This is a genomic window from Exiguobacterium sp. 17-1, assembly GCF_023096305.1.
In the GTDB taxonomy this organism is placed as follows: domain Bacteria; phylum Bacillota; class Bacilli; order Exiguobacteriales; family Exiguobacteriaceae; genus Exiguobacterium_A; species Exiguobacterium_A sibiricum_A.
In genome coordinates this window covers 274,344-299,305 of record NZ_JALIGJ010000004.1, presented here as the reverse complement: position 1 = coordinate 299,305, position 24,962 = coordinate 274,344, and the positions used below count along the sequence as shown (strand labels likewise).

Annotated in this window: 27 protein-coding genes and 3 riboswitches; of the genes, 19 read left to right on the top strand and 8 right to left on the bottom strand. The window is 48.7% G+C overall.

The window, feature by feature from the left end; all coding sequences use genetic code 11:
- Positions 1 to 27: 27 nt before the first annotated feature.
- Positions 28 to 130, bottom strand: a riboswitch (SAM riboswitch).
- 207 nt (positions 131 to 337) lie between these two features.
- Positions 338 to 439, top strand: a riboswitch (SAM riboswitch).
- A gap of 80 nt (positions 440 to 519) precedes the next feature.
- From MUN34_RS12530 to MUN34_RS12505, 6 genes are all read left to right on the top strand, one after another.
- Positions 520 to 1,710, top strand: a complete 1,191-nt coding sequence (locus MUN34_RS12530; protein WP_247857962.1) for a 2,3-diketo-5-methylthiopentyl-1-phosphate enolase — start codon at positions 520 to 522, stop codon at positions 1,708 to 1,710.
- The gene (locus MUN34_RS12525) at positions 1,707 to 2,366 is read left to right on the top strand and encodes a 2-hydroxy-3-keto-5-methylthiopentenyl-1-phosphate phosphatase (protein ID WP_214850650.1); all 660 of its coding nucleotides are present in this window, start codon (positions 1,707 to 1,709) and stop codon (positions 2,364 to 2,366) included. The genes MUN34_RS12530 and MUN34_RS12525 overlap by 4 nt, the downstream gene beginning before the upstream one ends.
- Complete coding sequence (locus MUN34_RS12520; protein ID WP_247857961.1) at positions 2,363 to 2,983, top strand: methylthioribulose 1-phosphate dehydratase; 621 nt, start codon at positions 2,363 to 2,365, stop codon at positions 2,981 to 2,983. The genes MUN34_RS12525 and MUN34_RS12520 overlap by 4 nt, the downstream gene beginning before the upstream one ends.
- A 15-nt stretch (positions 2,984 to 2,998) precedes the next feature.
- Positions 2,999 to 3,538 (top strand): 1,2-dihydroxy-3-keto-5-methylthiopentene dioxygenase, encoded by a 540-nt coding sequence (locus MUN34_RS12515; RefSeq protein ID WP_247857960.1) that lies wholly within the window; start codon positions 2,999 to 3,001, stop codon positions 3,536 to 3,538.
- A 140-nt stretch (positions 3,539 to 3,678) separates the two neighbouring features.
- Positions 3,679 to 4,188, top strand: a complete 510-nt coding sequence (locus MUN34_RS12510) for an arsinothricin resistance N-acetyltransferase ArsN1 family A (protein WP_247857959.1) — start codon at positions 3,679 to 3,681, stop codon at positions 4,186 to 4,188.
- A 68-nt stretch (positions 4,189 to 4,256) separates the two neighbouring features.
- Complete coding sequence (locus tag MUN34_RS12505) at positions 4,257 to 5,012, top strand: MBL fold metallo-hydrolase (protein WP_026829331.1); 756 nt, start codon at positions 4,257 to 4,259, stop codon at positions 5,010 to 5,012.
- Between the two features lie 60 nt (positions 5,013 to 5,072).
- Here MUN34_RS12505 and MUN34_RS12500 read toward each other — a convergent pair whose 3' ends face one another.
- Positions 5,073 to 5,720: a pentapeptide repeat-containing protein gene (locus MUN34_RS12500; RefSeq protein WP_247857958.1), complete on the bottom strand. Its 648-nt coding sequence runs from the start codon at positions 5,718 to 5,720 to the stop codon at positions 5,073 to 5,075.
- Between the two features lie 198 nt (positions 5,721 to 5,918).
- On the opposite strand from MUN34_RS12500, the gene MUN34_RS12495 reads away from it, so the two are divergent.
- The 3 genes from MUN34_RS12495 to MUN34_RS12485 all read left to right on the top strand — a co-directional run bounded on the left by MUN34_RS12495 (position 5,919) and on the right by MUN34_RS12485 (position 8,439).
- Positions 5,919 to 7,244: a Y-family DNA polymerase gene (locus MUN34_RS12495; protein ID WP_247857957.1), complete on the top strand. Its 1,326-nt coding sequence runs from the start codon at positions 5,919 to 5,921 to the stop codon at positions 7,242 to 7,244.
- Positions 7,228 to 7,557 (top strand): YolD-like family protein, encoded by a 330-nt coding sequence (locus tag MUN34_RS12490; RefSeq protein ID WP_247857956.1) that lies wholly within the window; start codon positions 7,228 to 7,230, stop codon positions 7,555 to 7,557. The genes MUN34_RS12495 and MUN34_RS12490 overlap by 17 nt, the downstream gene beginning before the upstream one ends.
- 69 nt (positions 7,558 to 7,626) lie before the next feature.
- The gene (locus MUN34_RS12485) at positions 7,627 to 8,439 is read left to right on the top strand and encodes a ZIP family metal transporter (RefSeq protein ID WP_247857955.1); all 813 of its coding nucleotides are present in this window, start codon (positions 7,627 to 7,629) and stop codon (positions 8,437 to 8,439) included.
- Between the two features lie 269 nt (positions 8,440 to 8,708).
- On the opposite strand, the gene MUN34_RS12480 is transcribed toward MUN34_RS12485, so the two are convergent.
- Positions 8,709 to 10,832, bottom strand: a complete 2,124-nt coding sequence (locus MUN34_RS12480) for a heavy metal translocating P-type ATPase (RefSeq protein WP_247857954.1) — start codon at positions 10,830 to 10,832, stop codon at positions 8,709 to 8,711.
- A 171-nt stretch (positions 10,833 to 11,003) separates the two neighbouring features.
- On the opposite strand from MUN34_RS12480, the gene MUN34_RS12475 reads away from it, so the two are divergent.
- The 5 genes from MUN34_RS12475 (at position 11,004) to MUN34_RS12455 (ending at position 14,737) form a co-directional block, all read left to right on the top strand.
- Complete coding sequence (locus MUN34_RS12475) at positions 11,004 to 11,840, top strand: undecaprenyl-diphosphate phosphatase (RefSeq protein ID WP_247857953.1); 837 nt, start codon at positions 11,004 to 11,006, stop codon at positions 11,838 to 11,840.
- A gap of 109 nt (positions 11,841 to 11,949) precedes the next feature.
- Positions 11,950 to 12,543: a LemA family protein gene (locus MUN34_RS12470; protein WP_012369324.1), complete on the top strand. Its 594-nt coding sequence runs from the start codon at positions 11,950 to 11,952 to the stop codon at positions 12,541 to 12,543.
- The gene (locus MUN34_RS12465) at positions 12,540 to 13,280 is read left to right on the top strand and encodes a TPM domain-containing protein (RefSeq protein WP_247857952.1); all 741 of its coding nucleotides are present in this window, start codon (positions 12,540 to 12,542) and stop codon (positions 13,278 to 13,280) included. Before MUN34_RS12470 ends, MUN34_RS12465 begins: the two co-directional genes overlap by 4 nt.
- Before the next feature lie 8 nt (positions 13,281 to 13,288).
- Positions 13,289 to 13,561 (top strand): DUF1294 domain-containing protein, encoded by a 273-nt coding sequence (locus MUN34_RS12460; RefSeq protein WP_247857951.1) that lies wholly within the window; start codon positions 13,289 to 13,291, stop codon positions 13,559 to 13,561.
- Positions 13,562 to 13,774: 213 nt separating this feature from the next.
- Positions 13,775 to 14,737: an EAL domain-containing protein gene (locus tag MUN34_RS12455; protein ID WP_247857950.1), complete on the top strand. Its 963-nt coding sequence runs from the start codon at positions 13,775 to 13,777 to the stop codon at positions 14,735 to 14,737.
- A gap of 47 nt (positions 14,738 to 14,784) precedes the next feature.
- Here MUN34_RS12455 and MUN34_RS12450 read toward each other — a convergent pair whose 3' ends face one another.
- Positions 14,785 to 15,810: an iron-containing alcohol dehydrogenase family protein gene (locus tag MUN34_RS12450; RefSeq protein ID WP_247857949.1), complete on the bottom strand. Its 1,026-nt coding sequence runs from the start codon at positions 15,808 to 15,810 to the stop codon at positions 14,785 to 14,787.
- Positions 15,811 to 15,948: 138 nt separating this feature from the next.
- Here MUN34_RS12450 and MUN34_RS12445 point away from each other — a divergent pair, with 138 nt between their 5' ends.
- Positions 15,949 to 16,773, top strand: a complete 825-nt coding sequence (locus MUN34_RS12445) for an aldo/keto reductase (RefSeq protein WP_026829342.1) — start codon at positions 15,949 to 15,951, stop codon at positions 16,771 to 16,773.
- 72 nt (positions 16,774 to 16,845) lie between these two features.
- Here the strand turns inward: MUN34_RS12445 and MUN34_RS12440 are convergent, their stop codons facing one another.
- The 3 genes from MUN34_RS12440 to MUN34_RS12430 all read right to left on the bottom strand — a co-directional run bounded on the left by MUN34_RS12440 (position 16,846) and on the right by MUN34_RS12430 (position 18,368).
- Positions 16,846 to 17,601, bottom strand: a complete 756-nt coding sequence (locus MUN34_RS12440; protein WP_247857948.1) for a general stress protein — start codon at positions 17,599 to 17,601, stop codon at positions 16,846 to 16,848.
- Between the two features lie 123 nt (positions 17,602 to 17,724).
- Positions 17,725 to 18,042 (bottom strand): DMT family transporter, encoded by a 318-nt coding sequence (locus MUN34_RS12435; protein WP_026829344.1) that lies wholly within the window; start codon positions 18,040 to 18,042, stop codon positions 17,725 to 17,727.
- A complete protein-coding gene (locus MUN34_RS12430) occupies positions 18,039 to 18,368 on the bottom strand; it encodes a DMT family transporter (RefSeq protein WP_026829345.1) in 330 nt (109 codons plus the stop codon). Before MUN34_RS12430 ends, MUN34_RS12435 begins: the two co-directional genes overlap by 4 nt.
- A 266-nt stretch (positions 18,369 to 18,634) precedes the next feature.
- Here MUN34_RS12430 and MUN34_RS12425 point away from each other — a divergent pair, with 266 nt between their 5' ends.
- Positions 18,635 to 19,192, top strand: coding sequence for a GNAT family N-acetyltransferase (locus MUN34_RS12425; protein ID WP_026829346.1), 558 nt, complete (start codon positions 18,635 to 18,637; stop codon positions 19,190 to 19,192).
- A 225-nt stretch (positions 19,193 to 19,417) separates the two neighbouring features.
- Positions 19,418 to 21,970 (top strand): SH3 domain-containing C40 family peptidase, encoded by a 2,553-nt coding sequence (locus MUN34_RS12420; protein WP_247857947.1) that lies wholly within the window; start codon positions 19,418 to 19,420, stop codon positions 21,968 to 21,970.
- A 57-nt stretch (positions 21,971 to 22,027) separates the two neighbouring features.
- On the opposite strand, the gene MUN34_RS12415 is transcribed toward MUN34_RS12420, so the two are convergent.
- On the bottom strand, positions 22,028 to 22,321 hold the full coding sequence (locus tag MUN34_RS12415; RefSeq protein ID WP_026829347.1) for a putative quinol monooxygenase: 294 nt from the start codon (positions 22,319 to 22,321) through the stop codon (positions 22,028 to 22,030).
- A 77-nt stretch (positions 22,322 to 22,398) separates the two neighbouring features.
- Between MUN34_RS12415 and MUN34_RS12410 the strand changes: the two genes are divergently transcribed.
- Together MUN34_RS12410 and msrA are read left to right on the top strand one after the other, a co-directional pair.
- Positions 22,399 to 23,571, top strand: a complete 1,173-nt coding sequence (locus MUN34_RS12410; protein WP_247857946.1) for a M20 metallopeptidase family protein — start codon at positions 22,399 to 22,401, stop codon at positions 23,569 to 23,571.
- A gap of 71 nt (positions 23,572 to 23,642) precedes the next feature.
- Positions 23,643 to 23,746, top strand: a riboswitch (SAM riboswitch).
- Positions 23,747 to 23,850: 104 nt separating this feature from the next.
- On the top strand, positions 23,851 to 24,381 hold the full coding sequence (gene msrA, locus MUN34_RS12405; protein ID WP_026829349.1) for a peptide-methionine (S)-S-oxide reductase MsrA: 531 nt from the start codon (positions 23,851 to 23,853) through the stop codon (positions 24,379 to 24,381).
- Between the two features lie 91 nt (positions 24,382 to 24,472).
- Here msrA and MUN34_RS12400 read toward each other — a convergent pair whose 3' ends face one another.
- Positions 24,473 to 24,952 carry a DMT family transporter gene (locus MUN34_RS12400; RefSeq protein ID WP_247857945.1) on the bottom strand — a complete coding sequence of 160 codons (480 nt, stop codon included), beginning with the start codon at positions 24,950 to 24,952 and terminating at the stop codon, positions 24,473 to 24,475.
- Between the last annotated feature and the right edge of the window lie 10 nt (positions 24,953 to 24,962).

Sequence of the window (24,962 nt, the reverse complement as noted above, 5' to 3'; positions counted from 1 at the left end):
AAAAGAGGCGCAGTAGAATACTCCGTCCTCTTATCTCTCAGACGAATGTCTGTTGGATGTAGCACCGTGCCGGATGGTCGGTTGCTGCGGCGTCTTCGGGCCAATTCCCTCTGCCAACTCACGATAAGAGTCATATGTAGTTGTCGTGTGGTTGATGTTGATTTGAATACTACGTGCGCGGTTGGTCGTCTGTCAATTCCAATTTTTAGTGAAACGTCTTAAAAAACGGAACCGTCTATAGAAGAAGTATTTTCAAAAAAATAAATTTTCAAAATATAGTTTGACAAGGGACCAATCTCGTGTAAAAATTGCAATTAGATTTCACAATTTCATCCAATTCTTATCAAGAGCAGACGGAGGGACGAGCCCTACGATGTCGCAGCAACCGACCATTTGGCACGGTGCTAATTCTTGCAGCTATCACGCTGACAGATAAGAGTCCACGCGCAATTTTTCATGGTCTCTTGTCATTGACGAGGGACCATTTTTGTATTTTTCAATAAGGGAGAGACGATTCATATGGCGTACATTACCGCAACGTACCAACTCGGCACGACCGATCAGTTGCCGAAACGAGCAGAACAAATCGCGCTCGGTCTGACGGTCGGTTCCTGGACCGATTTAAATCATTTGGAACAGCAGCAGCTGGAATCCTTCAAAGGACAGGTTGTTCATACCGAAGAACATGACGGCAAAGGTTACATCACGATCCGTTATCCGGAACACAACGTCTCACGCGACTTTTCCGCTATCTTAACGACGGTCTTCGGCAAACTGTCGCTCGACGGACAAATCAAGTTAACCGATCTACAGCTTCCCCCGTCGTTCACGAACGACTTCCCCGGTGCCAAATTCGGGATTGAAGGAATCCGTCAGTTGATTCAAGTCCATGACCGTCCCCTGTTGATGAGCATCTTTAAAGGGGTCATCGGACGAGACCTCGTCTTTTTACGGGAACAACTCGAAGCCCAGCTCGCGGGCGGCATCGATCTCGTCAAAGATGATGAGATATTGTACGACAATCCGTTGACGCCGGCACTCGACCGGGCACGGATTGGCCGGGAAGTCCTCGATGCCCATTATGAACGGACCGGCAAACGGGCGCTTTACGCGATTACGTTAAGCGGTCCCGTCTTCGGCTTGAAGGATCAAGCGAAACGTTTGATTGAAGCCGGCGCGACCGCCTTCCTGCTCAATACGTTTACATACGGACTCGACGTCCTGCGCGAGTTAGCGGCTGATTCGGACATTTCCGTTCCAATCTTCAATCATCCGGCCTTAAGCGGTGCCTTGATCGCAAGTCCCGAATACGGGATTGCGGCTCCTGTTCTGCTCGGAACGTTACCGCGACTGGCTGGTGCCGATTTGACGTTGTTCCCATCGCCGTACGGGAACGTGGCACTCGCCAAAGACTTGGCCCGCGGGATCGCCGTCGAAGCAACCCGGATCGGGGACACGAAGACAATTTTGCCGGTTCCGTCGGCCGGTATCCACCCCGGTCTCGTCGCCCAGCTCGTCCGTGATTTCGGTACCGACTCGGTCATCAATGCCGGAGGCGGCGTTCACGGTCATCCGCAAGGTGCCGCTGCCGGTGTCCTCGCATTCCGTCAGGCGCTCGACGCCGCACTGACCGGAGAATCGCTGACAAGTGCTGCGGTGCGGCAGGAAGAATTACGAATTGCCCTCGACGCTTGGGGAATCACGAAATGACAATCCGGATTTTATGTGACTTTGACGGGACCGTGACGGAACACGATAATATCATCGCCTTGATGAAGGAATTTGCCCCGCCGGCAGCGTTTGAACCGTTGAAAGAAGGTGTGCTCGACCGCTCGCTGTCGATTCAATCCGGGGTCGGACAGATGTTCCGGTTGCTCCCATCAGATCGAAAACAAGATTATGTTGATTTTTTGATTGATCGGGCTGTCATCCGTCCCGGCTTTGAGACCTTACTCGCTTTTGCTAAATTGAACGGAATCGACTTTGCCATCGTCAGCGGCGGGATCGACTTTTTTGTCGAACCGATTCTTGCCGATTTACTGACAGATGAAGCGATTTACTGTAACGGTAGTGACTTCAGTGAGGAGATAGTGCAGATTGAATGGCCGCATGCCTGTGACGCGGCCTGTACGAATCAATGCGGCTGTTGTAAAACGTCAATCGCCCGGAAGCTGAAGCAGGACGGTGACACGATCATCGCGATTGGTGACTCCGTGACGGATTTTGAACTGGCGAAACAGGCTGATCATGTCTACGCCCGTGATTATCTGATTACGCTATGCGAACAGCACGGTATTCCGTACACGCCGTTTGAAACGTTTTACGACATTGTGGATCATCTGCAGACAACGGGGGTGCATGCATGACATTTTTGAAACGATACGAAGAACTCCGCGCGATCAAGCAGGAGTTCGCTGCACGCGACTGGTTTCCCGGTACGAGCGGTAACCTCGCCATTCGGACGAACAGCAGTCCGACAGAATTTCTTGTGACGTCAAGCGGCAAAGATAAACGCCAGGACACGCCGGACGATTTCGTCCATGTTGACGCGACCGGTCAATTGATCGGCGAACAAAACGGACGTCCGTCTGCTGAGACCTTACTTCATGTCGAAGTGTTTAACCGGACGACGGCCGGCTGCTCGCTTCACGTCCATACGGTCGACAACAATGTCATTTCGGAACTCTACGGAGACCGTGGGGAAATCCGATTTACCGGTCAGGAAATCATCAAGGCACTTGGTCGCTGGGAAGAAGATGCGGAAGTCGTCGTGCCGATTATCCCGAACCATTCGGATATCCCGACTCTTGCTGCAGTGTTTGCCAAGCATGTAAAAACGCAAAGCGGCGCCGTCCTGATTCGAAATCACGGGATCACCGTCTGGGCACCGACTGCCTTTGAAGCGAAAAAACAGTTGGAAGCCTTTGAATTTTTGTTCAGCTACACGTTAAAACTACAAACGTGCCGACAGGCGATTCATTAAAAGGAGGAATTTAAAATGGCAACAGTACTTTTCCAAAAGACAAACGAACGGTATACGGATCAAAACGAGGTGTCTTCATTCCTTGCTTCACGCGGCGTGCTATATGAACAATGGGATGTGTCGAAGCTTCCCGCAGAACTGGTCGACACCTATACGTTGACGGATGCGGACAAACAAACGATTCTCGATACGTTCCAACCGGAAATCACCGATGTCTCGGAACGTCGCGGCTATCAAACGGCCGATATCATCTCACTGTCCGATGCAACACCGAACTTGGATGAACTGCTCGTCAACTTCCAAAAGGAGCATCACCATACGGATGACGAAGTCCGGTTCATCGTCAGCGGTCACGGTGTGTTTGCGATCCAGGATGACGAAGTCGGCTATTACAACATTGAACTGAACCCCGGAGATTTGATTTCCGTTCCCGTCAATACACGTCATTACTTCACGCTCCAGGACGATCGCAAAGTCGTTGCCGTCCGGATTTTCGTGACGACGGATGGTTGGGTGCCGATTTATGAAAAAGATCCGATTGAAACAACGAACTGAGGAACATCCTGAAGACAGACGGTCCGGACCATCCGGCTGTCTGTTTTTTTCTGCTCCATTCCTATCCTACAAACATACCGCTTGTTTTCGTTTCCTCCTATATAATGAAGAAAAGACTCATTTGAATGGAGGTCACGTGTATGATGATTCGTCCTGTCCAAGAAGCTGATTTACAAGACATCCTCGCCATCTATAACGAAGGCATCGAAGACCGGATCGCGACGCTTGAAACGGATACTAAGAAATTGTCCTTTATGGAGGATTGGTATCAGGAACGAACACCCCGCTATGCCGGGTTTGTGGCGTATGAAGGAACAACGATTCTTGGTTTCATCTCACTTGACCCCTACAACCCGCGCCCCGTCTATCAATCGGTCGGTGAATTATCGGTCTACATCACCCGGACCCACCGCGGACAAGGCATCGGTCGTCAGTTGTTACAGGTCATCGAAGAACACGCGATTACGCACGGATTCCATAAGTTAATCCTGTTTACGTTTCCGTTCAATAAGATCGGTCAAAAGCTCTACATCCGGTCCGGTTTCCGGATTGTCGGAACATTTAAGGAACAGGGCATGCTCAACGGGTATTATGTCGATGTCCTGGCGATGGAAAAGTTGCTTCCGAAAACGATCGACGATCAAATATGATTAACACGGCGGCTGAATGGGAAATGAACGAACAGTGAAACATTCCCAACCCGAAAGGAAGACTGCCCGTGGATATTCAACAGATTCGTAATGCAACACTCGTCGTCACTTATGCTAACCAAGTTTTTTTAATCGATCCGTTTCTCGGTGAAAAAGGAACTTTGCCGCCGTTTGGTCAAACGCCAAACGCCGTCTCGAATCCGCTCGTCGACTTACCGGTCGATGTCTCGACATTACTTGATCCCGATGCAATTTTTGTTACCCACCTCCATGCCGATCATTTTGACGAGACGGCAAAAAAAGTCTTACCGAAACAGATTCCTCTTTATGCTCAAAATGAGTCAGATGCGGCTACGATCCGCGAAGCCGGATTCACGAACGTCTCATCGTTTGAGAACGGATTGTCACTCGGCGATATCCGCGTTTCTCATACATCGGGTCAACACGGTGTTGGCGAAATCGGCCAACGGATGGGCACCGTTTCCGGTATCGTCTTGACGCATCCCGACGAACCGACACTCTATATCACCGGTGATACGATTTGGTGTGATGATGTCGCAACTGCAATCGAGCAGCATGCACCCGACATCATCGTCGTCAACAGTGGTGCGGCACAATTCTTGACCGGAGAACCGATTACGATGTCCCAGCGCGATTTACTCGCCGTTCATCAAGCAGCTGCTGAGTCGACAATCATCGTCTCGCATCTCGAATCCGTCAATCATTGTCTTCTGCGCCGTGATATGATTGCTGATTTCTTGGCTGCCCATCATTTATCCGCTCATTTCCTCATTCCGGATGACGGCGAAACTATTTCCTTCTAAACGAAACGAAGTCCACTATCCCGGTAGTACTCGGGATAGTGGACTTCGTTTTGTTGATCGTTAATCGTGACTTGGAATGATGAGTCCGAGTAACCGGGCAAACGTGATCGCCTGGCTTTCCGTAACCATGGCACCTGGTAAGAAACGCGGATCAATCGTGATTCCGGATAAATCGGCTTGCCGCAGATCCAGTCCTTTTAATGCCGTCTCGACCCATTGACTTTCCGACAAATCGACTTCATGCAGCCGGAAATCGGTTGGCTTCATTTCAAAGAAATGACTTTCCCGCATCGTCGTCTGCTCCACTGCGACGTGACGTAACGCCGTCCGAATCAGTTGGGCATAATTGGCCTGACAGTTTTTGATCGTTACATGATCGACCGTATTCGACTCAAAGTGAATTCCGGTCAGGCGACAATCCTCAAAGACGACCCGGTGAAAACGACTGTCCTGGAACTGACAGCCCGTCAAGTCACATTGTTCAAACCGGACGTTCTCAAACGAGGCCCGTTCAAAAACGAGGCCAGCGAACGAGATGTTCCGAAAACAGACTTGATTGACATCCAGCCGTTCTGTCAACTCGATTGGGAGTGTCTCTTTTTCGTAAAGTGTTTGATACAGATACGGGTCATCGATTTCGACATCCGCAAAGGTTTCCGGTGTCAATTGGTGCGGTAACTCGGGTAATTGAATGATTTGTTTTTTCACGTACTTCCCCTTCTTTCCTTCTACGTCACTTTTCTCTTTTTTAGTGTAGCAAAGATTGACTCTTTTTTTGGTTTTTTGATTTGAGACCGAAAGATTGACTCTTTTTTTGGTTTTTTGATTTGAGACCGACTGAGACCATGATATAGTCAAATCAAAAATAAGAACAAACGTTCTTTTATGTATCAAGGAGTGTTTCCGATGAACCCGACTATCTCTTTTCCCGATCGACGGATCTTTTGTGTCGACAGTGTTTCTTTTTATGCCAGTTGCGAATGTTGTTACCGAAACCTTCCTCCTTTGACGACGAAACTTGCTGTCGTATCAGACCTTCATCGGTCCGGATCCGTTGTTCTTGCGGCCAGTCCCGCCTTAAAACAACTTGGTATTAAGACAGCTAGTCGTCTTTATCAAATTGAACAGTTGCCTTATCGTGAACGGAAACAGATTGTGCTCGTCGAACCGCGGATGCTCGCATATATGAAAACATCAATCGAAGTACTGGATGTCTTGCATCAGTTTGCACCTCCCGACGCGATCCGGATCTATTCGATTGACGAAAACTTTATCGATATGACCGGAACGGAACGACTTTTCGGATCGGACACTGAAACGGCCCGGAAAATCCAGACGGCGATTTGGCATCAGACCGGCATTCCGGTCCGGATCGGGATTGGTCCGAACAATGTCATCGCAAAACTTGTCCTCGATTTACGGGGAAAACGCGAAGGCATTGCCCGATGCGGCTACGCCGATATTTCCCGGTTGCTGCACGATTTTCCGATTCGCAAAATGTGGGGCGTCGGACGGATGATGGAACAACACTTGTCAGTAATCGGCATCAACACCATTGGCGACCTTGCCGCAGCCCGGGTCGAAGATCTTCATGAACGGTTCGGAGTCCTTGGGGCAGAACTTTGGCACCATGCCTGGGGAATCGACAATTCTCCGACCATCATTGATCCGATGACCTTATTTCAGACTGCGCCGGATGCCAAAAGAACGATCGGACATGGGGTTACTTTAATGCGCGATTATTACCAGTACGAACAGATTCGTTTAGTTTTGGCCGAATTAGCAGGTGATGTCGCGGCACGAGTCCGTTTTTCTAATCAAGTCGGTTGGACGGTGCATCTCGGCGTTCGCTACTCCCGCCATGTCACCCGGGACGGCTTTTCGAAACAGCTCCGTCTGCCTTATCCGACAGCCGATGAACGGCTGTTGTTGCGTTACGTCCTCCAATTGTTCGAACCGAATTGGCTCGACGGTGAACCGGTCCGCTTTCTATCGGTCGCCCTCGGACAACTCACCCCGGATCAGGGAACACTTCAATTGTCCTTGTTTGAAGACAATACAAAGGTCTGGCGCAGAAAACGGTTATTAAAAGCCATCGACCATGTCAATTTACGTTACGGAAAAGGAACGATCCGGCTCGCTGTGTCCTTCCTCGATACAAGTGTCGCCAAACGCCGGCTCCGGTTCGTCGGCGGCCATCCCGGAGGTGAGCAGCATGACACGTTATCGTGACCGTGGAAACCTCAAATGGCTTCCCTTTTTGATGCCGGAACACATTCAACTGCTCAAAGCCTATTATCTCGAAAAACATCAAATCGACTTTCCTGCAATCGATGAACAATTGCAATATCCCTGGCAGTTCTTACTCGAACAGGCATTAATAGAAGGAACAGAGCTTGAAATCAAGTATTATAGTGAAAGAGGCTATGTCACGACATCCGGTTTCATCGAGCAGGTTCATCGTGAACGCGCCTATCTCGTGCTACGCGGATCATCATTGATTGAAATTCCATTCGGGCGAATCATTCGGATTGAAAACGGGTAGAAGAGACAGAAGCTGTTATGCCTCACGCACTTATCTTACGAATTGGGATTGAAAGAAGGAATGATCTGTATGATGGAATGGTTTACCGGACTTCCGGTCGTCGTGCAAGCCTTGCTTGCCGGCATGATGACTTGGGGATTAACGGCACTCGGAGCCGCACTTGTCTTCGTCTTTACAACGATTGAAAAACGGGTCATGAATATGATGCTCGGTTTTGCAGCCGGTGTTATGATTGCGGCTTCGTTTTGGTCATTGCTTGCTCCGGCAATTGAATTTACGGAAAAAGATGGCGGGATTGCCTGGTTGCCGGCCGCAATCGGCTTCCTGGCAGGCGGTTTCTTTGTCCGCCTTCTCGATTTTGTGACCCCTCACCTGCACTTATCCGCTCCACTCGAAACAGCCGAAGGTCCTTCGACCGGTCTGAAAAAGACGACATTGCTGTTTCTCGCGATTACGCTCCACAATATTCCGGAAGGACTCGCAATCGGGGTCGCTTTCGGTGCAGCCGCCTTGAACATGGACGGTGCGACCGTTGCCGGTGCATTGACACTCGCACTTGGGATCGGGATTCAAAACATGCCGGAAGGGGCAGCCTTGTCGATTCCGCTCCGTGGAGAAGGCATGTCACGCCAGCGTGCCTTTAACTACGGACAACTGTCTGCAATCGTTGAACCGATTGCTGCCATGGTCGGTGCTGCTGCCGTCTTCTTCATTCAGCCGCTCTTGCCGTATGCCTTGGCGTTTGCTGCCGGCGCGATGATTTTCGTCGTCGTCGAAGAATTGATTCCCGAATCGCAGGCTGAAAACGGCTCAGACTTGGCAACACTTGGTCTGATGGTCGGTTTCACGATCATGATGATTCTCGATGTGGCACTCGGATAATCCAGTATAGAATGGGACGACTCTAAAGTCAGTCTCTACAAAGAAAAGGGTGACAGATTATAATTCTGCCACCCTTTTCTCGTTTGAATTTAAATAAAAATCACTCTCTTCATGCTACTCCTACAGGAAAAAGCGCATTTTTACGCTGTTAGATACAAACAAAACCCGCTTTCCTGCCTGAATGAGGCGGGAAAACGGGTTTTGTGTCTCGCCTGAGGAGTGGGCATGAAAAGATGAGTGATTCCTATTTGAGTCAGCCCCATCCATTCTTATTTCCGTAAAATCCGCATTGCATTTAAGACAGCGAGGACTGTCACACCAACATCGGCAAAAACAGCTTCCCACATCGTCGCAACACCAAAGGCACCAAGCAATAAGAAAATCCCTTTGATACCTAATGCAAACGTAATGTTCTGATAGACGATCCGGCGTGTCGACCGGGCAATCCGAATCGCTTCGACCAGTTGTTTCGGTTCATCCGTCATCAGGACGACATCCGCTGCTTCAATCGCGACGTCACTTCCAAGTCCACCCATCGCAATCCCGACATCCGCCCGCGTCAATACGGGAGCATCATTAATTCCGTCCCCGACAAACGCGACCCGTCCCTTTGCTTGATCTAAGATCGCTTCGAGTTGTTCCACTTTTTGATGCGGCAACAGTTCTGCCTTTACTTGCGTTATCCCGATTTGCTGCCCGATCCGTTCCGCCGTTTCCCGCCGGTCTCCGGTCAACATGATTGTCTGGCGAATCCCGAGTGTTTTTAGTTCGCGTAAGGCTTCTATCGTCGTATCTTTAATACGGTCGGCAATCCGGATATATCCAAGGTAGCTGTCGTTTCGGGCAACATGCACATAAGTCCCGTCTTCGGTCTGATCGAGCGGCGTCAAGCCGAGTTCTTTGAACCACCGGGCATTTCCCGCCTGAATCTGATCCGTGCCGAACCGTCCGGCGACGCCGGAACCGGCTACTTCCTGATAGTCTTGAAAAGCGGTCGGAATAGAACCATGCAGGGCATACATCCGTTGAATCGATTTTGCGATTGGATGATTCGAGTGTTGCTCAACGGTCGCTGCGACGCGAAGCAGTTCGTCTTCCGATCCATGCACGGCTTTCAGTTCGACGACTTCAAACACACCTTCCGTCAACGTTCCCGTTTTATCGAAGACGACCGTATCGAGTTGTTGTAACGCTTCGAGATGATTTCCGCCTTTGACAAGAATACCGCGTTTCGAAGCAGCACCGATTCCACTAAAGAAGCCGAGCGGGATTGAAATCACGAGCGCACAGGGACAACTGATGACAAGGAACACAAGTGCCCGGTAAATCCAGTCGTTCCAAGCCGCTCCCGTCACAACGAGTGGCGGCACGATGGCAAGAAGTGTTGCAATCACGACGACAATCGGTGTATAAATCCGTGCAAATCGTGTAATGAATTTTTCCGTCGGTGCTTTATGGCGTGACGCATTTTCGACTAAATCCAGAATTTTAGCGACGGTCGACTCACTGTATCGTCGATCGACCTGAATCAACAGATGACCATCGGTATTAATCGTCCCGGCTAAAATCGGCTCGGTCGGACGGACACGCCGCGGGACCGATTCACCGGTCAATGCCGTCGTATCGATGAACGCTTCCCCTTCAAGAACAGTCCCATCCAGTGGAATCTTCTCCCCTGCCCGGACAATAATCCGTTGACCGATGTTCACCTGTTCCGGACTCACACGCCGGCCATCCTCAAGCGTCGCGATATCCGGCCGGATGTCCATCAACGCGGCAATCGATTTACGCGACTGATCGACGGCACGGTGTTGGAAAAACTCACCGATTTGATAAAACAGCATCACGGCGACGGCTTCCGGATATTCTCCGATTAAAAAAGCACCAGCCGTCGCAATGACCATTAAAAAGTTCTCATCAAACACTTGACCTTGCCAGATATTTCTTACAGCGGTTCGAAGGACATCCCAACCGATTAAAAAGTAGGCAATCGTAAAAAATAGAAGGTCAATTGATCCCGGAACGAAAAAGGCACCGATGAAGGATATCATCCCGATACTATATTGTATTTTTTTCGTACGATTTAAAAATGGACCGTGATCGTGCGGATGACTATGGTCATGTCCCACCTGTTGATGCGGATCAACTGCTTCTGCGGATGCTGTCCGTATCACTTGTACATCCGGTTCGAGCTGCTGAATCCGTTCAATGACTGCCTGATACGTCTCGTCGTATGCAACGTCCTTTTCATACGTCAGATAAAGTTTCTGACCGGCAAAATCCAAATCTGCCTGTTCAATGCCTGTTACGTTCGCAACACCCCGCTCCACTTTCGCAGCACAGTTCGCACAATCGATTCCTGTAATCTGAAGACGTTCTGTTTTTGCTTCCATTCTCTCACCTCATTCAAACGATAGTTTGATTATAAGAATAGTTTACGCTCTTTTTGATTTTTCAACAAGTCACTTTTGTCTCAGACTTGCGCCCGATATTTTGATTAGTTCTATCTCAGAAGAATAAAACGTGATATGTTTTTAGATAGTAAAATATAGAAGGAGAATAACATGACTATCATTGAATTACTTAAAGCACTTTTACTCGGTTTCGTCGAAGGAATGACGGAATTCGCCCCTGTCTCCTCGACCGGACATATGATAATCGTCGATGATATGTGGCTGCAGACTTCAGAGTTCTTAACTCAGTACTCCGCGAATACATTTAAGATTGTCATCCAGCTCGGTTCGATTTTAGCCGTCATCGTCGTCTTTTGGAAACGGCTGTTCAGCTTAATCGGTCTTTACAAAATTGAAGGCGAACACGATGCGTCGGGTACACACAAATTAAAGTTACGCCACGTCCTGATCGGTTTACTTCCGGCAGCCGTTCTCGGTCTGTTGTTCGAAGACTTCATCGATGAAAACCTCTTCTCGATCGATACCGTCATCATCGGTCTTGCAGCCGGCGCTATCTTGATGATTGCGGCTGATAAATTCGGACCAAAAGAACCGAAAACAACGACGCTTGATCAAATTTCGTACCGCCAGGCAGCCCTTGTCGGCCTGTTCCAGTGCATCTCGCTTTGGCCGGGATTCTCACGGTCCGGTTCGACGATTTCCGGAGGGGTCTTCCTCGGGATGAATCACCGGACGGCAGCAGACTTTACGTTCATCATGGCTGTTCCGATCATGTTCGGAGCAAGCTCCTTGTCACTCGTTAAAAACTGGCAATACATCGAAATGGCACATCTCAGTTTCTATGCCGTTGGTTTCATCGCTTCGTTCGGTTTTGCGTTACTGTCGATTCGTTTCTTCCTGAAACTGATCAACAAAATCAAACTTGTTCCGTTTGCGATTTACCGCCTTGTCCTGGCAGCCGTTCTTGCCGTTATTGTCTACCTGTAATTTCAAAAACCATCAGGCCTTCGCTGATGGTTTTTTTATTTCTTGAAACTTATTGCGACAGATTAGGGTATAGATAGTTGAGATACAGAAAAAAGGAGTGGTCATCGGTATGGCTCGTAGAAATCGTGGAGGTTCTAAGTTACCTCTCATCATCGGGATTGCAGTCGTCGTCCTGATTGCCTTTTTAGCAATCGGACAATACAACAGTCTCGTCAATGTCGAAGAAGATGTTTCAAATAAGTGGTCGCAAGTCGATAATCAAATCAAACGCCGGGCGGATTTAATTCCGAATCTCGTCGAAACCGTCAAAGGTGTCGCCGGTCAGGAACAAAAAGTCTACGGTGATATCGCTGAGGCGCAAGCAGGTCTTGCCCGTGCCGCGTCAACCGAACAACGGATTGAAGCCGATCAACAGGTCACGTCTTCGCTTCGCGGATTGATTGCCTTGCAAACGACGTATCCGGAACTGAAATCAAGTGAACGCTTCCAATCGTTGATGGATACACTTGAAGGAACGGAAAATCGTCTCGGTATTGCCCGTAAAGATTATAACGATGCCGTGACAGTCTACAATAAAAAACGTCGCAGTTTCCCAACTTCGCTTTATGCTTCGGCGTTTGGTTTCGAGAAAAAACCATATTATGAAATCTCAGAAAGTGACCGTGAAAATCCAACGGTCGACTTCAATAGTGACTCGAAATGATTTGGCGACGAACGCGCCTGCTTTTTACCGCGTTCCTCGTCTTCTTCCTTCTGACTCCGACTGCCGAAGCCGTGTCAGAACGCACGGGCGCAGCGTTCTTCATCCAAGATGATGCACAGCTGCTGACCGCGTCGGAAGAAGCGGAACTCGCTCGTCTCGGGCAAGAACTCGAACAATATACGACAGCACAGGTTGTGCTCAAGACTGTCCCTGATTTAAAAGGACAAGATTTAAGCACGTATGCCAATGAAACGTTCCGTGCTCAAGGTATCGGGCAGGCCGGAAAAGATAACGGGATTCTCGTCGTCGTAGCTCCAAACGAAAAAGACCGGAATTTCCGGATTGAAGTCGGCTATAAGCTCGAAGGCATTCTGACCGATATCACAGCCGGACGAATTCTCGACAAGTACGCTGTCCCCTACCGTGATCAAGGTGATTATGGGAAGGCAGCGTCAGAAACCTATAAAGCGGTCGTCAGTGTCGTTTCAAAAGAACAGTCGCTTGAATCGCAGGATCCGGTTAAGAAAAGTGCGGACGGCGGTTTGAGTACATGGGCAAAAGTCCTGATTGGTGCCGGTCTTGTTCTCTTATTATTCCTCGACATGAAGTTCACCGGCGGCATGTTCTTCTTTGCCATCATCAACATCTTTTCTGCCATCATGCGTGGTGGTGGAGGCGGTGGCGGTGGGAGCCGGGGTGGAGGCGGAAGTTCCGGCGGCGGCGGCGCGGAAAGGTAAGGACTGACATGACTATTTTTTCAACTATCGTCGTATTTTACGGCATCATGACCGTCATTGGATTTGTTTCGATGTGGCGGGATAAACGCAAGGCGCAGCAACATGCCTGGCGGACTCCGGAAGCCACCTTGTTGACGATTGCTTTTTTAGGCGGTGCACTCGGGACGCTTCTCGCGATGCAACTGGTCCGGCATAAAACAAGGACTGCCAAATTCCAACTTTTTGTCCCACTCGCGATTTTACTCCATGCGACAATCTGGATAGTATCGCTACGGTCTTAATGCTTTAGAATATGTAACAAACAGCCGATAAAAGAGACAGAGGGATTCGTTATTAAACGAATTTGCCTGCCTCTTTTTTTACTTTGGTCAATGGAGAGGTAAATGGTTGATATCAGGTTTATAGATAGATTATCTTTGGGTAAAGATTTTAACTAATTTAATAAATACATCTTTTTCCCGTGTATTTGAAATAAGAGAGGTGGACACCTATTCATGTGGCATCCTTGCGCCGAATGTACAACAACAATCCGTTTTATCGAGACTGGTTCTCTACATATCCAGTCACCTGCATCCGAAGTGTTTTCCTACGCTTCTTTTGAAGAACTGGAACAATTACTGACAGCAACTTTACGAATCGCTGACTTCCCGGTAACATGTCGGGCAGTTGGATCACGCCTTACCACACCGGTTCTCGCTGCTTCTGCTTTACTGGAACAGTTACAGAACCGGCAAACGATCGATTTTATTCAAAATGGAATCATGACGAGTCATCTGCAACCGATTTTTAACATTCAGGACAACACCCTGTTTGCCAACGAAGCTCTGCTTCGGGCGGCGGATGAAAATGTCTCGATGTCACCCGGTCTGCTTTTTTCGACCGCTTCGAAGATGGGACTTCACTCGAGACTCGATCAACGGGCGCGCGAGGAAGCCATCCGCGCTACTCATTTGGTTGGCGGAACGGAGAAGACGTTCATCAACTTCCTTCCCTCGACCATCTACAATCCGGAATATTGTCTGCGCCATACGTTCGAAATCGTCGAACGATACAATGTCGACCCTAGCCGACTGGTGTTCGAAGTTGTTGAGACGGAAAAAATCGAAGACGTCAATCACTTGAAACACGTTTTCGAACAGTATAAAAAACAAGGTATTCAAGTTGCACTTGACGATGTCGGTGCCGGGTTCTCGACGCTTGATATGTTATCGTTGCTTCAACCGGATTACATTAAAATTGACCGTGCTTTCATCTCCCACTGTGATACGGTGGCGGAAAATGAAGCCTTCTTACGAAAAGCACGTCATCTGACAAAAGAGATGGGCATTCAAATTCTTGCAGAAGGCATCGAGCGCCAGGAGGAACTGGATCTCTGCCGTGAACTTGGATTTGACTTAGGACAAGGTTATCTTCTTGGTCGCCCTGCCCCGTATCAACAACTTGCTAAAGCACAATAACAAATCCTGCCCCGACAATCCGGGTGCAGGATTTTTTTAGCGTTTACTCAATGCGAGCGGACAGCTTGTTGATCGTTTTTCATTAAAGTGGCCAGAATCGTACTAGGCGATAAGTCTGTCTCAATCAATTGACAAAGGGGTTCTTGACCAATTCGTTGCGCCAAGTCGGCCCCCTCCGCTTCCGTCAAGCCGAGTTGTACACTTGTCGTCGGTTGTCCGTTCTCAATCAGATATTGTCGCAACTCTTCATAGGACGCTGTTTCACCCAACAGTGATTCCTGAATCAGCAAGCCATATCCGACTTTGCTTCCATGGAGAATTGTTTTGGTTGAAGGGAACGGTGACAATGCGTTGTGGACACCATGCCCAATCGCTCCGCGTGTCGCTGCGTCACCGAATCCACCGACACTTCCGGCAAGGGGAATGACCGTCTCCACCAGATATTGAATCGATGACGGATAGTCCTTAAATTGTTCCGGACTGATCGGCGTCCGCAAAATCAGCTCTTTACAGTGTTCGGCCATCCGCAGTGCGGACTCGACAACGGGGTCATCTGCCGATGTGCCACTGAGAGCGCGTGCCTCATACCACTTGGCTAACGTATCAACGAGTCCGGCAACAAAATAATCATATGGACTGGCTGCTAAAATCCGGTGATCGAGCAATAATGCTTCGATGACGACAGGAATCGTATCGAAACGAAGATATTGCCCCCGTTCGTCGTACATGACACTAAGGGGTGTCCATGGGGCACAGTTCGAGACGATCGTCGGAATGACAATCAACGGACAATTTCGTTTAACAGCAACTTGTTTTGCCGTATCAATGATGGAACCGCCACCGAGAGCAATGATGATTTCATATGCTGCACATCGTTCTGTCAGCTCTGCTACCTGCTGATCGGTACAGTGTCCCGAAAACAACAGCTTCGGCAGTTCCGGCAAATACTGTTCGGACGACTTTAATGCCTGTTCGCCGTGAATCAGCACAGCTTTTCTTCCCCGTAACAATTCCGAAAGTCGATCGACGGCTTGTTCTTCGTGTATGTATTGTAAAACGGCTTGACGAATCATCCTGATCCCTCCCATTATTTGTTAACGCTCAGTATACGGATTTCCATGTACCAATTCAACCCCTCCTGTGATTCGATTTTCGAAAGGGAAAAGCGTAAACTGGGTAAGACAGGACTATCATTTTAAGGGGGAGTTCAAATGGAGTTTGTTACATTGAACAACGGACTGGTCATGCCGCAACTCGGGTATGGTGTGTTTAAAGTCCCGGAACAGGAAGTGTATGAAGCAGTACGGGAGGCTTTACGGGTCGGCTACCGTTCCATTGATACGGCGATGATTTATGAAAACGAAGCTGGTGTCGGACGTGCCTTAAAAGATTCGGGGATTCCACGGGAAGACATCTTTTTGACGACGAAGGTCTGGAACAAGGATCAGGGCTACGACCAGACACTTGCCGCATTTGAAACCAGTCTCCAAAAGCTCGGTGTCGATTATGTCGATTTGTACTTGATTCATTGGCCGATGCCGGACGAGGATTTGTATATCGAGACGTGGCGTGCTTTAGAACAGCTGTATCGAGACGGCAAAACGAAAGCCATCGGTGTATCGAATTTCCACATTCCGCATTTACAACGAGTACTGGAAGAGGGAACAATTGTCCCTGCCGTCAATCAAATCGAGTTGCATCCGTTTTTGAGTCAGGAAGCCATCCGCGAATTTTGTCAAACGAACGGGATTGTCGTCGAAGCGTGGAGTCCGTTGATGAAGGGACGCGATGCCTTAACGGAACCGGTCATCACGGACATCGCAGCACATCACGGCAAGACGCCGGCTCAAGTCGTTCTCCGCTGGCATCTGCAGCATGACATCATTGCGATTCCAAAATCCGTCACACCAAACCGGATTCAGGAAAACTTGGACATCTTTGATTTTGCCTTATCATCGGATGAGATGCGACAAATCGATCAGCTCAATCGGAATGAACGGACCGGATCGAATCCGGATGAAATGCATAAAAAATAAGACGAGGCTCACGTCAACGTGAACATCGTCTTATGTAAAGGTCTGACAATCATGTCAGCCTTTTTTTGTTGATTAACGATCCAAATCATTTCCATGATCTTGTTTCGCTAAATCATCGGAATAGTCCGCTGAACGGTTCGGACGGTGGATTTCGTCTTTTTTCTCGTCATTCTGTTCCTCGTGACGCGCCTTTTGTTCTTCCCACTCCGGACGTTTAAAATCATCATCCCGGCGCATCGCAATATCGGGTTCACGGTTACCGTCCAGTTTGGCGTGATTGATTGCTTTCTCGTCTTGCGGCATCTTGTCAGTGCCAGCACGGTGCAAATCAATCTCCGCGTGTTCTTCTTTAGAGTCTTTATCCACATCGAGCGGGTTGCCCGATCCAAGTTGCGCATTTGAATTGGCATCATCTGATGTATGCGTCTCTTCATAGCTGCCGTAACGTACTTTGACGTCCGGATGTGTATTGTCTGTATTTAGATGGGGATCAAACTGGATGTCCTGAACTTCCAGTAACAGAACGAATCCGCCGCCTTCCACTTCCGTTTTATGGACTTCGACTTGATCCGCTGGTAAATCGAGCGAACCAAACAAATCATTCACTTCTTGATCGCGTCCTTGATTCCCACGAATCCGGTCGATCCATGAAGGTTTTGTCGTCGCAATTTCCGCATCCATTTGACTGCGGACAAGTTGAAGGTTCGATTTCTCTTTAACGATGATATAAAAATCTTCTTCGCGATGACCTTGCTGATGCAACTCATCCATTTTCGAAATCAGCTCTTCTTCTTTATAAAACGTTCCGATATACTGTTTTGTCTTCATACCGATCCATCCCCTTATGCACGATTTTTATGACGTACTTGTCTTATAAGGAGTATTTCCTTTTTTCGGATAAAGTATGCCAACAAGTCGGCTCCGACAGGAAAAGTAATCTAAATGATATGTTTATTCTCCCGTCAGCTTTAAACCGATCGTCGCACTGAGAATTAAACCAATACAGACAATCCGCTTCCAGTCCTTTGCCTCGTTGTAAAAAATCATGCTGAGAATCGTACCGCCGGCTGCTCCAATTCCTGTCCAAACCGCATAGGCTGTTCCCATCGGTAGCCCATTCATCGCCAAGGTCAGGAATAAAAAACTGAGACCAAAACCGGCGAACATTAACAGCAGATTTTTAGCGTTTTTTTGCTGGTTAAACGTATTGATCAAGACGACACCCAGCATTTCAAACAGTCCTGCCAGAATTAAATACAACCAACTCATTGTTTTTCACCCTCCCCACTGACTAACTTCAGACCGATCACACCGATCAGCAGCACTGCAATCAACATCAACTTGATGATCGACGCGGATTGACCAAACAACAGGATGTCGGTCAACACCGTACCGGCTGTCCCCAGTCCGACGAAAACGGCATAGACGGTCCCAACCGGCAGATGATTACTGACCTTGATCAAAACAGTGAAACTGACGATGATGCTGATAATCGTCGCTCCCCACTCGAGTGGTGTCGCGGCATGTTTTAATCCGATGACCCAACCGACCTCAAAAAATGATGCCAAGATGATACTTAACCAATATTTTGTCATGTCACTTCCTCCTCACAGATGCTGGTTCAAACAAAAAAGCCCGGGAGTAAGCGTTAAAAACGCTTTACTCCCGGGCTTTTATCCCTCCGTTGCATGAGGTTCCCCTCATGTTCCTCCCTTGGTCCAGCCGAACGGAACCCTAGAGGATTACTCTTCTTTTCATTCGATACCCCGACTTTAGCACGCTTGATTTTACCTGTCAAACAGGAAAATCGCCAAAAGTAGCTAATAGGTATAGAGAGTCAACCATAGAGGAGGAGTCCATCATGCGCTATAAAATCAATGAGCAACTACGGATCCGTCGTTTCACTCCAGAAGATTTAGAAGCTGTCCATGCCTATGCCTCAAAACCCATCGTCAGTCAGTATCAATCGTGGGGACCCAACTCCGAAAGTGACAGTAAACAATTTATTCATGATGCACTTGAAAGCGAACTTGAAAATCCGCGCCGCCGGTATGTCTTCGCTGTCACCTTCCCAGATGATCGTGTCATCGGAGCCGGTGAACTGGTCATTACCGATACGGAACACAAAACGGCGGAGATCGGCTATATCCTGTCGCCGGATGAATGGGGAAACGGTTATGCGACATCCGTTGCCGCGTTTTTACTTGAATTCGGATTCGAGAAACTGGAGTTACACCGGATTACAGCAACGTGTGATCCGCGAAACGTCGCTTCCGAACGTGTCCTGCAGAAAGTCGGAATGACAAAAGAAGGACAACTTCGGGAAACGGTGTATCTCGAAGATCATTGGCGTGATTCCCTCATTTACGGCATGCTCGATTGGGAATGGCAAGTTGACCATGAAGATAATCCAAATTGAACTACTTCCATCTACGTTTCGCTTAGAGGTGGGAGTATTCAGATAAACCAGACCGGTGCCTCTCACAAAGGAGGGACCGGTTTTTGCGTTTCCACGCTCCTTGTATCATTTGGGTGATGATTGACTTTTTTTGATATCTTTTTACACCATTAAAAATGAACATGGTAAACTTAGTTTTAATTGGATCAAAAATTAATTTTCTATAGAAATGGAGTTTTATATACGATGCCTCTTTCAAAAAAATGGTTCACGACACTTGCCGCTTCCGTCATGCTGTTCAGTTCTTTCCCGATCAATACGCTTGCAGAGGGTAATGTTTCGCAAACAGTCATCAATGAGCAAACGGAAGTTGCGACCGGCAAACAGTTTACCCAAACCGATACTCCGGTCTTCGAAACGACTGAAAGTACAGAAGCGGTCACTACCCTGCCTGCAACAACCGAAGTCGAGACGTTTGGAGTCGAAGGTCTCTTCACGCGGATTTTGCTGGATGGAGTCTATCGCTTTGTAAAGACAGACCAATTGGCAGATACCCCTACCTATCCGAAAATCGACAGTCAGTATACGAATAAGGTTACAGTCCTTTATTCAACGGCGGATTCGTCAACGGCGACAGCTCAGACATTCGCTCAAAATAAGAAGATTGATACGTATGGTCAAGTGGGTCTCTTCACCCGCATCAAACAGGATACCGGCTATCTGTTCGTCCTGACGGCAGATTTGAGTCCAACTCCTGTTTACTCGGCGACAGGAGAACGGTTCGCCCAACAAAAAACGTCTGTTTATCCAACCGCTGATGCAATCGGAACACCGCTTGCCACGTTAAAACAAAATGATTCCATCAAGACGTTCGGGACGTCAGGTGACTTCACCCGGATCGAGTTGAACGGCTCATATGCTTTCGTCTTAACGGCTCACCTTGGAACGAAACCAGTCGTCGCGTATGCAGCAACCGGCAAAAAGTATATTCAACAGCTTGCGACTGTCTACCCAACCGCTGCGACGACCGGGAAACCGCTTGGAACATTGTCACAAAATCAATTAGTCGATATCTACGGCGTATCCGGTGCCTATACACGCGTCCGGTTAAATGACGTCTACGGATTCGTCTTGACAACCCAGTTAGGAGACGTGGAATTTTTTGCACAAACAGCCCGGCTGTATGTCCAGTCCCCTACTCCAATCCGCCAAGCGCCAAACATGTCCAGTCCCGTCTTAAAAGAGCACCAGACGAATACCTTACTGACCGTATACGGAACGAACGGCGCGTACAGCCGGATTTTATTCCGTGGACAATACGCGTACGTCTTGACGAGTACGCTCGCTCCTTTAAAGGTCTATCCACAGACGGCCCGTTTATATGTTCAGACACCGACGGCGATCCGTTCAGCACCTGACACTTCAAGCTCCGTCTTAACACAGCACCAGACGAACACCCTGCTGACGGTCTATGGAACGAGCGGTGCGTACAGCCGGATTTTGTTCCGCGGACAATATGCGTACGTCTTAACGAATACGCTCGCTACAACAAAAGTTTATGCAAAGACAGGCCTCCGGTATGCGAGTAAACCGACATCGATTTTTAAAGACACGACGGCAAAAACGATTGTCCGCACTATGAAACGAGCAGAACAGATTGACATCTATGGAACAAGCGGCTCGTACACACGGGTCAAAACCGGATCGGTATATGGCTACGTCAAGACAACGGATCTCGTGACGAAAAAGCCGGATTTGTATGATATCACCGGAATCCGTTATGTGCTCGATGATAAAGTGGTCGTTCATCCAAAGGCCAGTCTGACGGGAAAAATCGGTACACTCAAAAAGAATACCCAGCTGTCGGTTTACGGCAAAAGCGGCTACTACACCCGGGTCAAGATCGGGACGACGTTTGGCTTTGTCGACTCGAGCAGACTCGGCTTAAACAAACCGGTCGCACCGTCTAAAGTCGGAACGGTCTTTTATGTTCATTTTGATCAGACCCCGCTGTTTTCAGCTGATGTCGCGTACAGCCGTCCTGCCGGCTACTTAAGCAAAGGAACAAAGTTGATTGGTCTGAAGGCGATTGACGATGATTTCTGGCACGTCCGCCTGCCGAACGGGACGACAGGTTATGTCATCAATCCCTACATCGGAACGACAAAACCGGATATGCGCTACACCCAACAAACAATTAACCGTCAAAAAATCTACACAGTCAAAACAACGACGTCTTATTTTGCGACACCGGTCAGTCCGAAAAGTTCCGGGTTGATCGAGCAGGGAAAACGGGTCTATCCCCGGTACCGGGTCGGCAATTTTTATGTCATTCAGTCCGGCTGGTCCCCTGTCTATCTGCCGGTCAGTGCCGTCACGGTAAAAACGGATACACGGATTGCACAGAAAAACACATCGCGCGGTGAAAAGTTGATTCAAGCAGCGGCCAAACACTTAGGAACACCGTATACATGGGGTTCGCAAACAGCAGCCAACGGCGGGTTTGATTGTTCCGGACTGATTCATTACGCTACGAATGAAGCCGGGAAATACGGCGGGCGGACGAATGTCAGTGGCTACTGGTACGGTGCATTCTTTACGAATCGCCGGACGACGATCAGCAGTGGGAAACGGTCGGATATCGTCTTCTTCGAAAATACGTACACAGATGGACCATCACATATCGGTATCATGCTCGACAATGAATATTTCATTCATGCCGGCGGCTCACAGCTGCAAATCAACTCGATTTATGAACCACGCTGGCGGGAACACTTCCTCGGCTTTAAATCGATGTAAAAACGAAAAGAGGCGTATGGAATCCGAGAGGATCCCATACGCCCTTCTTTCCTTGTTTCAGAATGTCATCTCGACGTATTTCGTCACTTGACGGTCCTCAAGGTATAATTCGATTTGTTCGCGATAGGCTTTATAGTGGTCCGATGCAATGTGGGCCTCAAGTGCTGCCTCATCTTGGTAGACTTCATAGAGCATGAACTGATGTTCATTTTCAATTGATTGATGTAATGTATAACGCAAGCAACCCGGCTCGTTTTGCGCTGCTTTGTAGACCGTACTTAGAATCGGAAAGACTTGATCTGCTAACCCTGCTTTGACTGTAAGAACGGCATTGACGATGATTTCACCCATATGTTGATTCCTCCTCTAATTGATTACCTCTATCTGTACCCGTTTTTACTCAAGACATACCGAAAAGGATGATTTCGATGCAAGAAAATTTATTTACTGCTCTTGATCACTACGAATCCGAGATGATTCGTTTACGCCGTGACTTTCACCGCCATCCGGAACTATCGTTTCAAGAAGTCCGGACGCCTGCTAAAATCGCTGCTTTTTACGATGGACTCGGTATTCCTTACCGTACAAACGTCGGTGGCAGCGGCATCGTCGCCACGCTGACCGGCACCCGTCCCGGAAAAACAATCGCCGTTCGGGCCGATTTTGACGCGTTGCCGTTACAGGAAGAAACAGAATTGTCGTTTCGTTCAATCCATCCCGGTGTCATGCATGCCTGCGGACACGACGGGCATACCGCCATCGTTCTTGGACTCGCCGCTGCTTTTCAGGGCATTCAAGATGAATTAACAGGAACTGTCGTCTTTATCCATCAACACGGCGAAGAAGTCTTTCCAGGTGGTGCCATTCAAATGATCGAGGACGGCTGTCTCGACGGCGTTGATGCGATTTTCGGTACTCACCTCGAAAACGAGCTGCCAGTCGGCTCAATCGGTTATCACAGCGGTCATACGTTATGTGCCATCGATGAATTTGAAATCGTTGTTCATGGTCAAGGCGGTCATGCCCAAGCCCCGCACCGGACGCAGGACGCGCTCGTCGCCGGTGCACAGCTTGTCTGCAATCTTCAGCACCTCGTCAGCCGACGTGTTGACCCGTTCGAACCGGCCATCGTTGCGATCGGTTCTTTCCATGCCGGAACAGCACCAAACATCGTGACCGGTGAAGCCCGGATTGTCGGAGAGATCCGGACGTTCAACGAACAACTCCGTCATCAGTTGCGTCAACAGGTGGATCTCGTCGCCCGGACGACCTGCGCCGGCATCGGCGCTGATTATTCGATTGATTTCACGACCGGTTATCCGTCGCTTTGGAATCATCCGGATGAAACACAGCTCGTCCGGGAAGCGGCCAGCTTTTTACCCGAAGCACAGGTTCGTGAGATGAAACCGATGATGGCAGCGGATGATTTTGCCTATTACCTCGAGCAGATCCCGGGCAGTTACTTCTTCACCGGATCTGCGAAAACAGATGGCCGAACAATTTACCCGCAACACCATCCGAAGTACGAAATCGATGAGCGGGCCTTACTGATTGGAGCGAAAACATTAGGAGCCACGGTTCTTCGCGCTCTACAAACATAAGGATTGACTTTCCACTTTTATGAATGGTATTATCATCCCAATGATAACGAACTTACATCAACTTCATATAACACTTATCAAGAGTGGACCGAGAGATCTGGATCGATGACGTCCCAGCAACCTGCGCACAGCAAGGTGCTACGACCAGCAAAGCGAAAGCTTTGGTTGATAAAAAGCGGCGACTCCTTTTGCAACCAAGCAAAGGAGTCGTTTTCGTTTTCTCGCTGTCAGAAATGAGAGCACTACGGTTCAAGGAACCAAGGGAAAGGGAGAGATGACATGGAAAAAGCAACATTTGCAGGAGGATGTTTCTGGTGCATGGTGACACCATTTGAGGAATTACCGGGGATTCACAGTATCGTATCCGGTTATACAGGAGGACACGTCGACAACCCGACATATGAGCAGGTCAAAACAGGAACGACCGGACATTCCGAAGTCGTCGAGATTACATTTGATCCGGCACTGTTTTCGTACGAACGGTTACTCGAACTGTACTGGCCGCAGACGGATCCGACCGATGCCGGCGGACAATTCCAGGACCGCGGTACACAGTATGCACCGGCGATTTTTTATCATACGGAAGAACAGCGACTTGCAGCGATTGCATCACGTGATGCATTAGCCGCGACAAACCGTTTCAAACAACCAATCGTCACACGAATCGAACCGGCACATGCCTTCTATCCGGCGGAAGAGTACCATCAAAACTTCCACAAAAAAAATCCGGCGCACTACAAAAAAGACCGGAAAGCTTCCGGTCGCGACGCCTTTATTGATGTCGCCTGGAAAGAAGAAGTATCCGTCTGATTCAGCTTCAAAAAGAGATCACCCTTTCACGCACTTTACTAGTAGAAGTGGCGTGAAAGAAATGATCTCTTTTTTTAATACCTTTTTTTCTTCAGGAAATGGCTTTAATGCCTTTCTCTTCCTCCACATCCTCCACGACTTGATACCGTTTCAAGACAAAAATGCCACTCAGCATGACGACCAGGCCGATGATCTGACCGAACGACAAATCGACTTTCGGTAAACCGAACCAGCCAAAGACGTCGACACAGAGCGCAAAACTGAGTTGCGAAATCAAGACGACGGAAATCGCAATTGACGGCCCCAGCAGTTGAATGCCGCGCATGACACAAAACACGACGCCGACGCCGACGAACCCGCCAAACAAATAAAGCGGTTTGACCTCGGTAAGTGCCGAGAGCTCCCCGCCCCGAAAGAAGACCAGTGCAAGCAACGAACCGAGCAATCCTACCAAAAAAACTAACGTCGTCGTCGCCCAGGCACCAAACGCATGACTCATCCGTGCATTCAAAACCGTTTGCAAACTGATCATCATCCCTGCGACGATAGCACAAAACATACCTAATCCCATTCTATTTCCT

Bases quoted from the DNA above. Each gene is read 5' to 3' on its own strand.
- MUN34_RS12515 (WP_247857960.1), top strand. From the start codon at position 2,999: ATGGCAACAGTACTTTTCCAAAAGACAAACGAACGGTATACGGATCAA.
- MUN34_RS12455 (WP_247857950.1), top strand. From the start codon at position 13,775: ATGTGGCATCCTTGCGCCGAATGTACAACAACAATCCGTTTTATCGAG.
- MUN34_RS12415 (WP_026829347.1), bottom strand. From the start codon at position 22,321: ATGGGTGAAATCATCGTCAATGCCGTTCTTACAGTCAAAGCAGGGTTA.
- MUN34_RS12470 (WP_012369324.1), top strand. From the start codon at position 11,950: ATGGCTCGTAGAAATCGTGGAGGTTCTAAGTTACCTCTCATCATCGGG.
- MUN34_RS12525 (WP_214850650.1), top strand. From the start codon at position 1,707: ATGACAATCCGGATTTTATGTGACTTTGACGGGACCGTGACGGAACAC.
- MUN34_RS12510 (WP_247857959.1), top strand. From the start codon at position 3,679: ATGATGATTCGTCCTGTCCAAGAAGCTGATTTACAAGACATCCTCGCC.
- MUN34_RS12400 (WP_247857945.1), bottom strand. From the start codon at position 24,952: ATGGGATTAGGTATGTTTTGTGCTATCGTCGCAGGGATGATGATCAGT.
- MUN34_RS12410 (WP_247857946.1), top strand. From the start codon at position 22,399: ATGCAAGAAAATTTATTTACTGCTCTTGATCACTACGAATCCGAGATG.
- MUN34_RS12520 (WP_247857961.1), top strand. From the start codon at position 2,363: ATGACATTTTTGAAACGATACGAAGAACTCCGCGCGATCAAGCAGGAG.
- MUN34_RS12475 (WP_247857953.1), top strand. From the start codon at position 11,004: ATGACTATCATTGAATTACTTAAAGCACTTTTACTCGGTTTCGTCGAA.
- MUN34_RS12425 (WP_026829346.1), top strand. From the start codon at position 18,635: ATGCGCTATAAAATCAATGAGCAACTACGGATCCGTCGTTTCACTCCA.
- MUN34_RS12420 (WP_247857947.1), top strand. From the start codon at position 19,418: ATGCCTCTTTCAAAAAAATGGTTCACGACACTTGCCGCTTCCGTCATG.
- MUN34_RS12495 (WP_247857957.1), top strand. From the start codon at position 5,919: ATGAACCCGACTATCTCTTTTCCCGATCGACGGATCTTTTGTGTCGAC.
- MUN34_RS12485 (WP_247857955.1), top strand. From the start codon at position 7,627: ATGATGGAATGGTTTACCGGACTTCCGGTCGTCGTGCAAGCCTTGCTT.
- MUN34_RS12480 (WP_247857954.1), bottom strand. From the start codon at position 10,832: ATGGAAGCAAAAACAGAACGTCTTCAGATTACAGGAATCGATTGTGCG.
- MUN34_RS12430 (WP_026829345.1), bottom strand. From the start codon at position 18,368: ATGACAAAATATTGGTTAAGTATCATCTTGGCATCATTTTTTGAGGTC.
- MUN34_RS12435 (WP_026829344.1), bottom strand. From the start codon at position 18,042: ATGAGTTGGTTGTATTTAATTCTGGCAGGACTGTTTGAAATGCTGGGT.
- MUN34_RS12465 (WP_247857952.1), top strand. From the start codon at position 12,540: ATGATTTGGCGACGAACGCGCCTGCTTTTTACCGCGTTCCTCGTCTTC.
- MUN34_RS12460 (WP_247857951.1), top strand. From the start codon at position 13,289: ATGACTATTTTTTCAACTATCGTCGTATTTTACGGCATCATGACCGTC.
- MUN34_RS12530 (WP_247857962.1), top strand. From the start codon at position 520: ATGGCGTACATTACCGCAACGTACCAACTCGGCACGACCGATCAGTTG.
- MUN34_RS12440 (WP_247857948.1), bottom strand. From the start codon at position 17,601: ATGAAGACAAAACAGTATATCGGAACGTTTTATAAAGAAGAAGAGCTG.
- MUN34_RS12445 (WP_026829342.1), top strand. From the start codon at position 15,949: ATGGAGTTTGTTACATTGAACAACGGACTGGTCATGCCGCAACTCGGG.
- MUN34_RS12450 (WP_247857949.1), bottom strand. From the start codon at position 15,810: ATGATTCGTCAAGCCGTTTTACAATACATACACGAAGAACAAGCCGTC.
- msrA (WP_026829349.1), top strand. From the start codon at position 23,851: ATGGAAAAAGCAACATTTGCAGGAGGATGTTTCTGGTGCATGGTGACA.
- MUN34_RS12490 (WP_247857956.1), top strand. From the start codon at position 7,228: ATGACACGTTATCGTGACCGTGGAAACCTCAAATGGCTTCCCTTTTTG.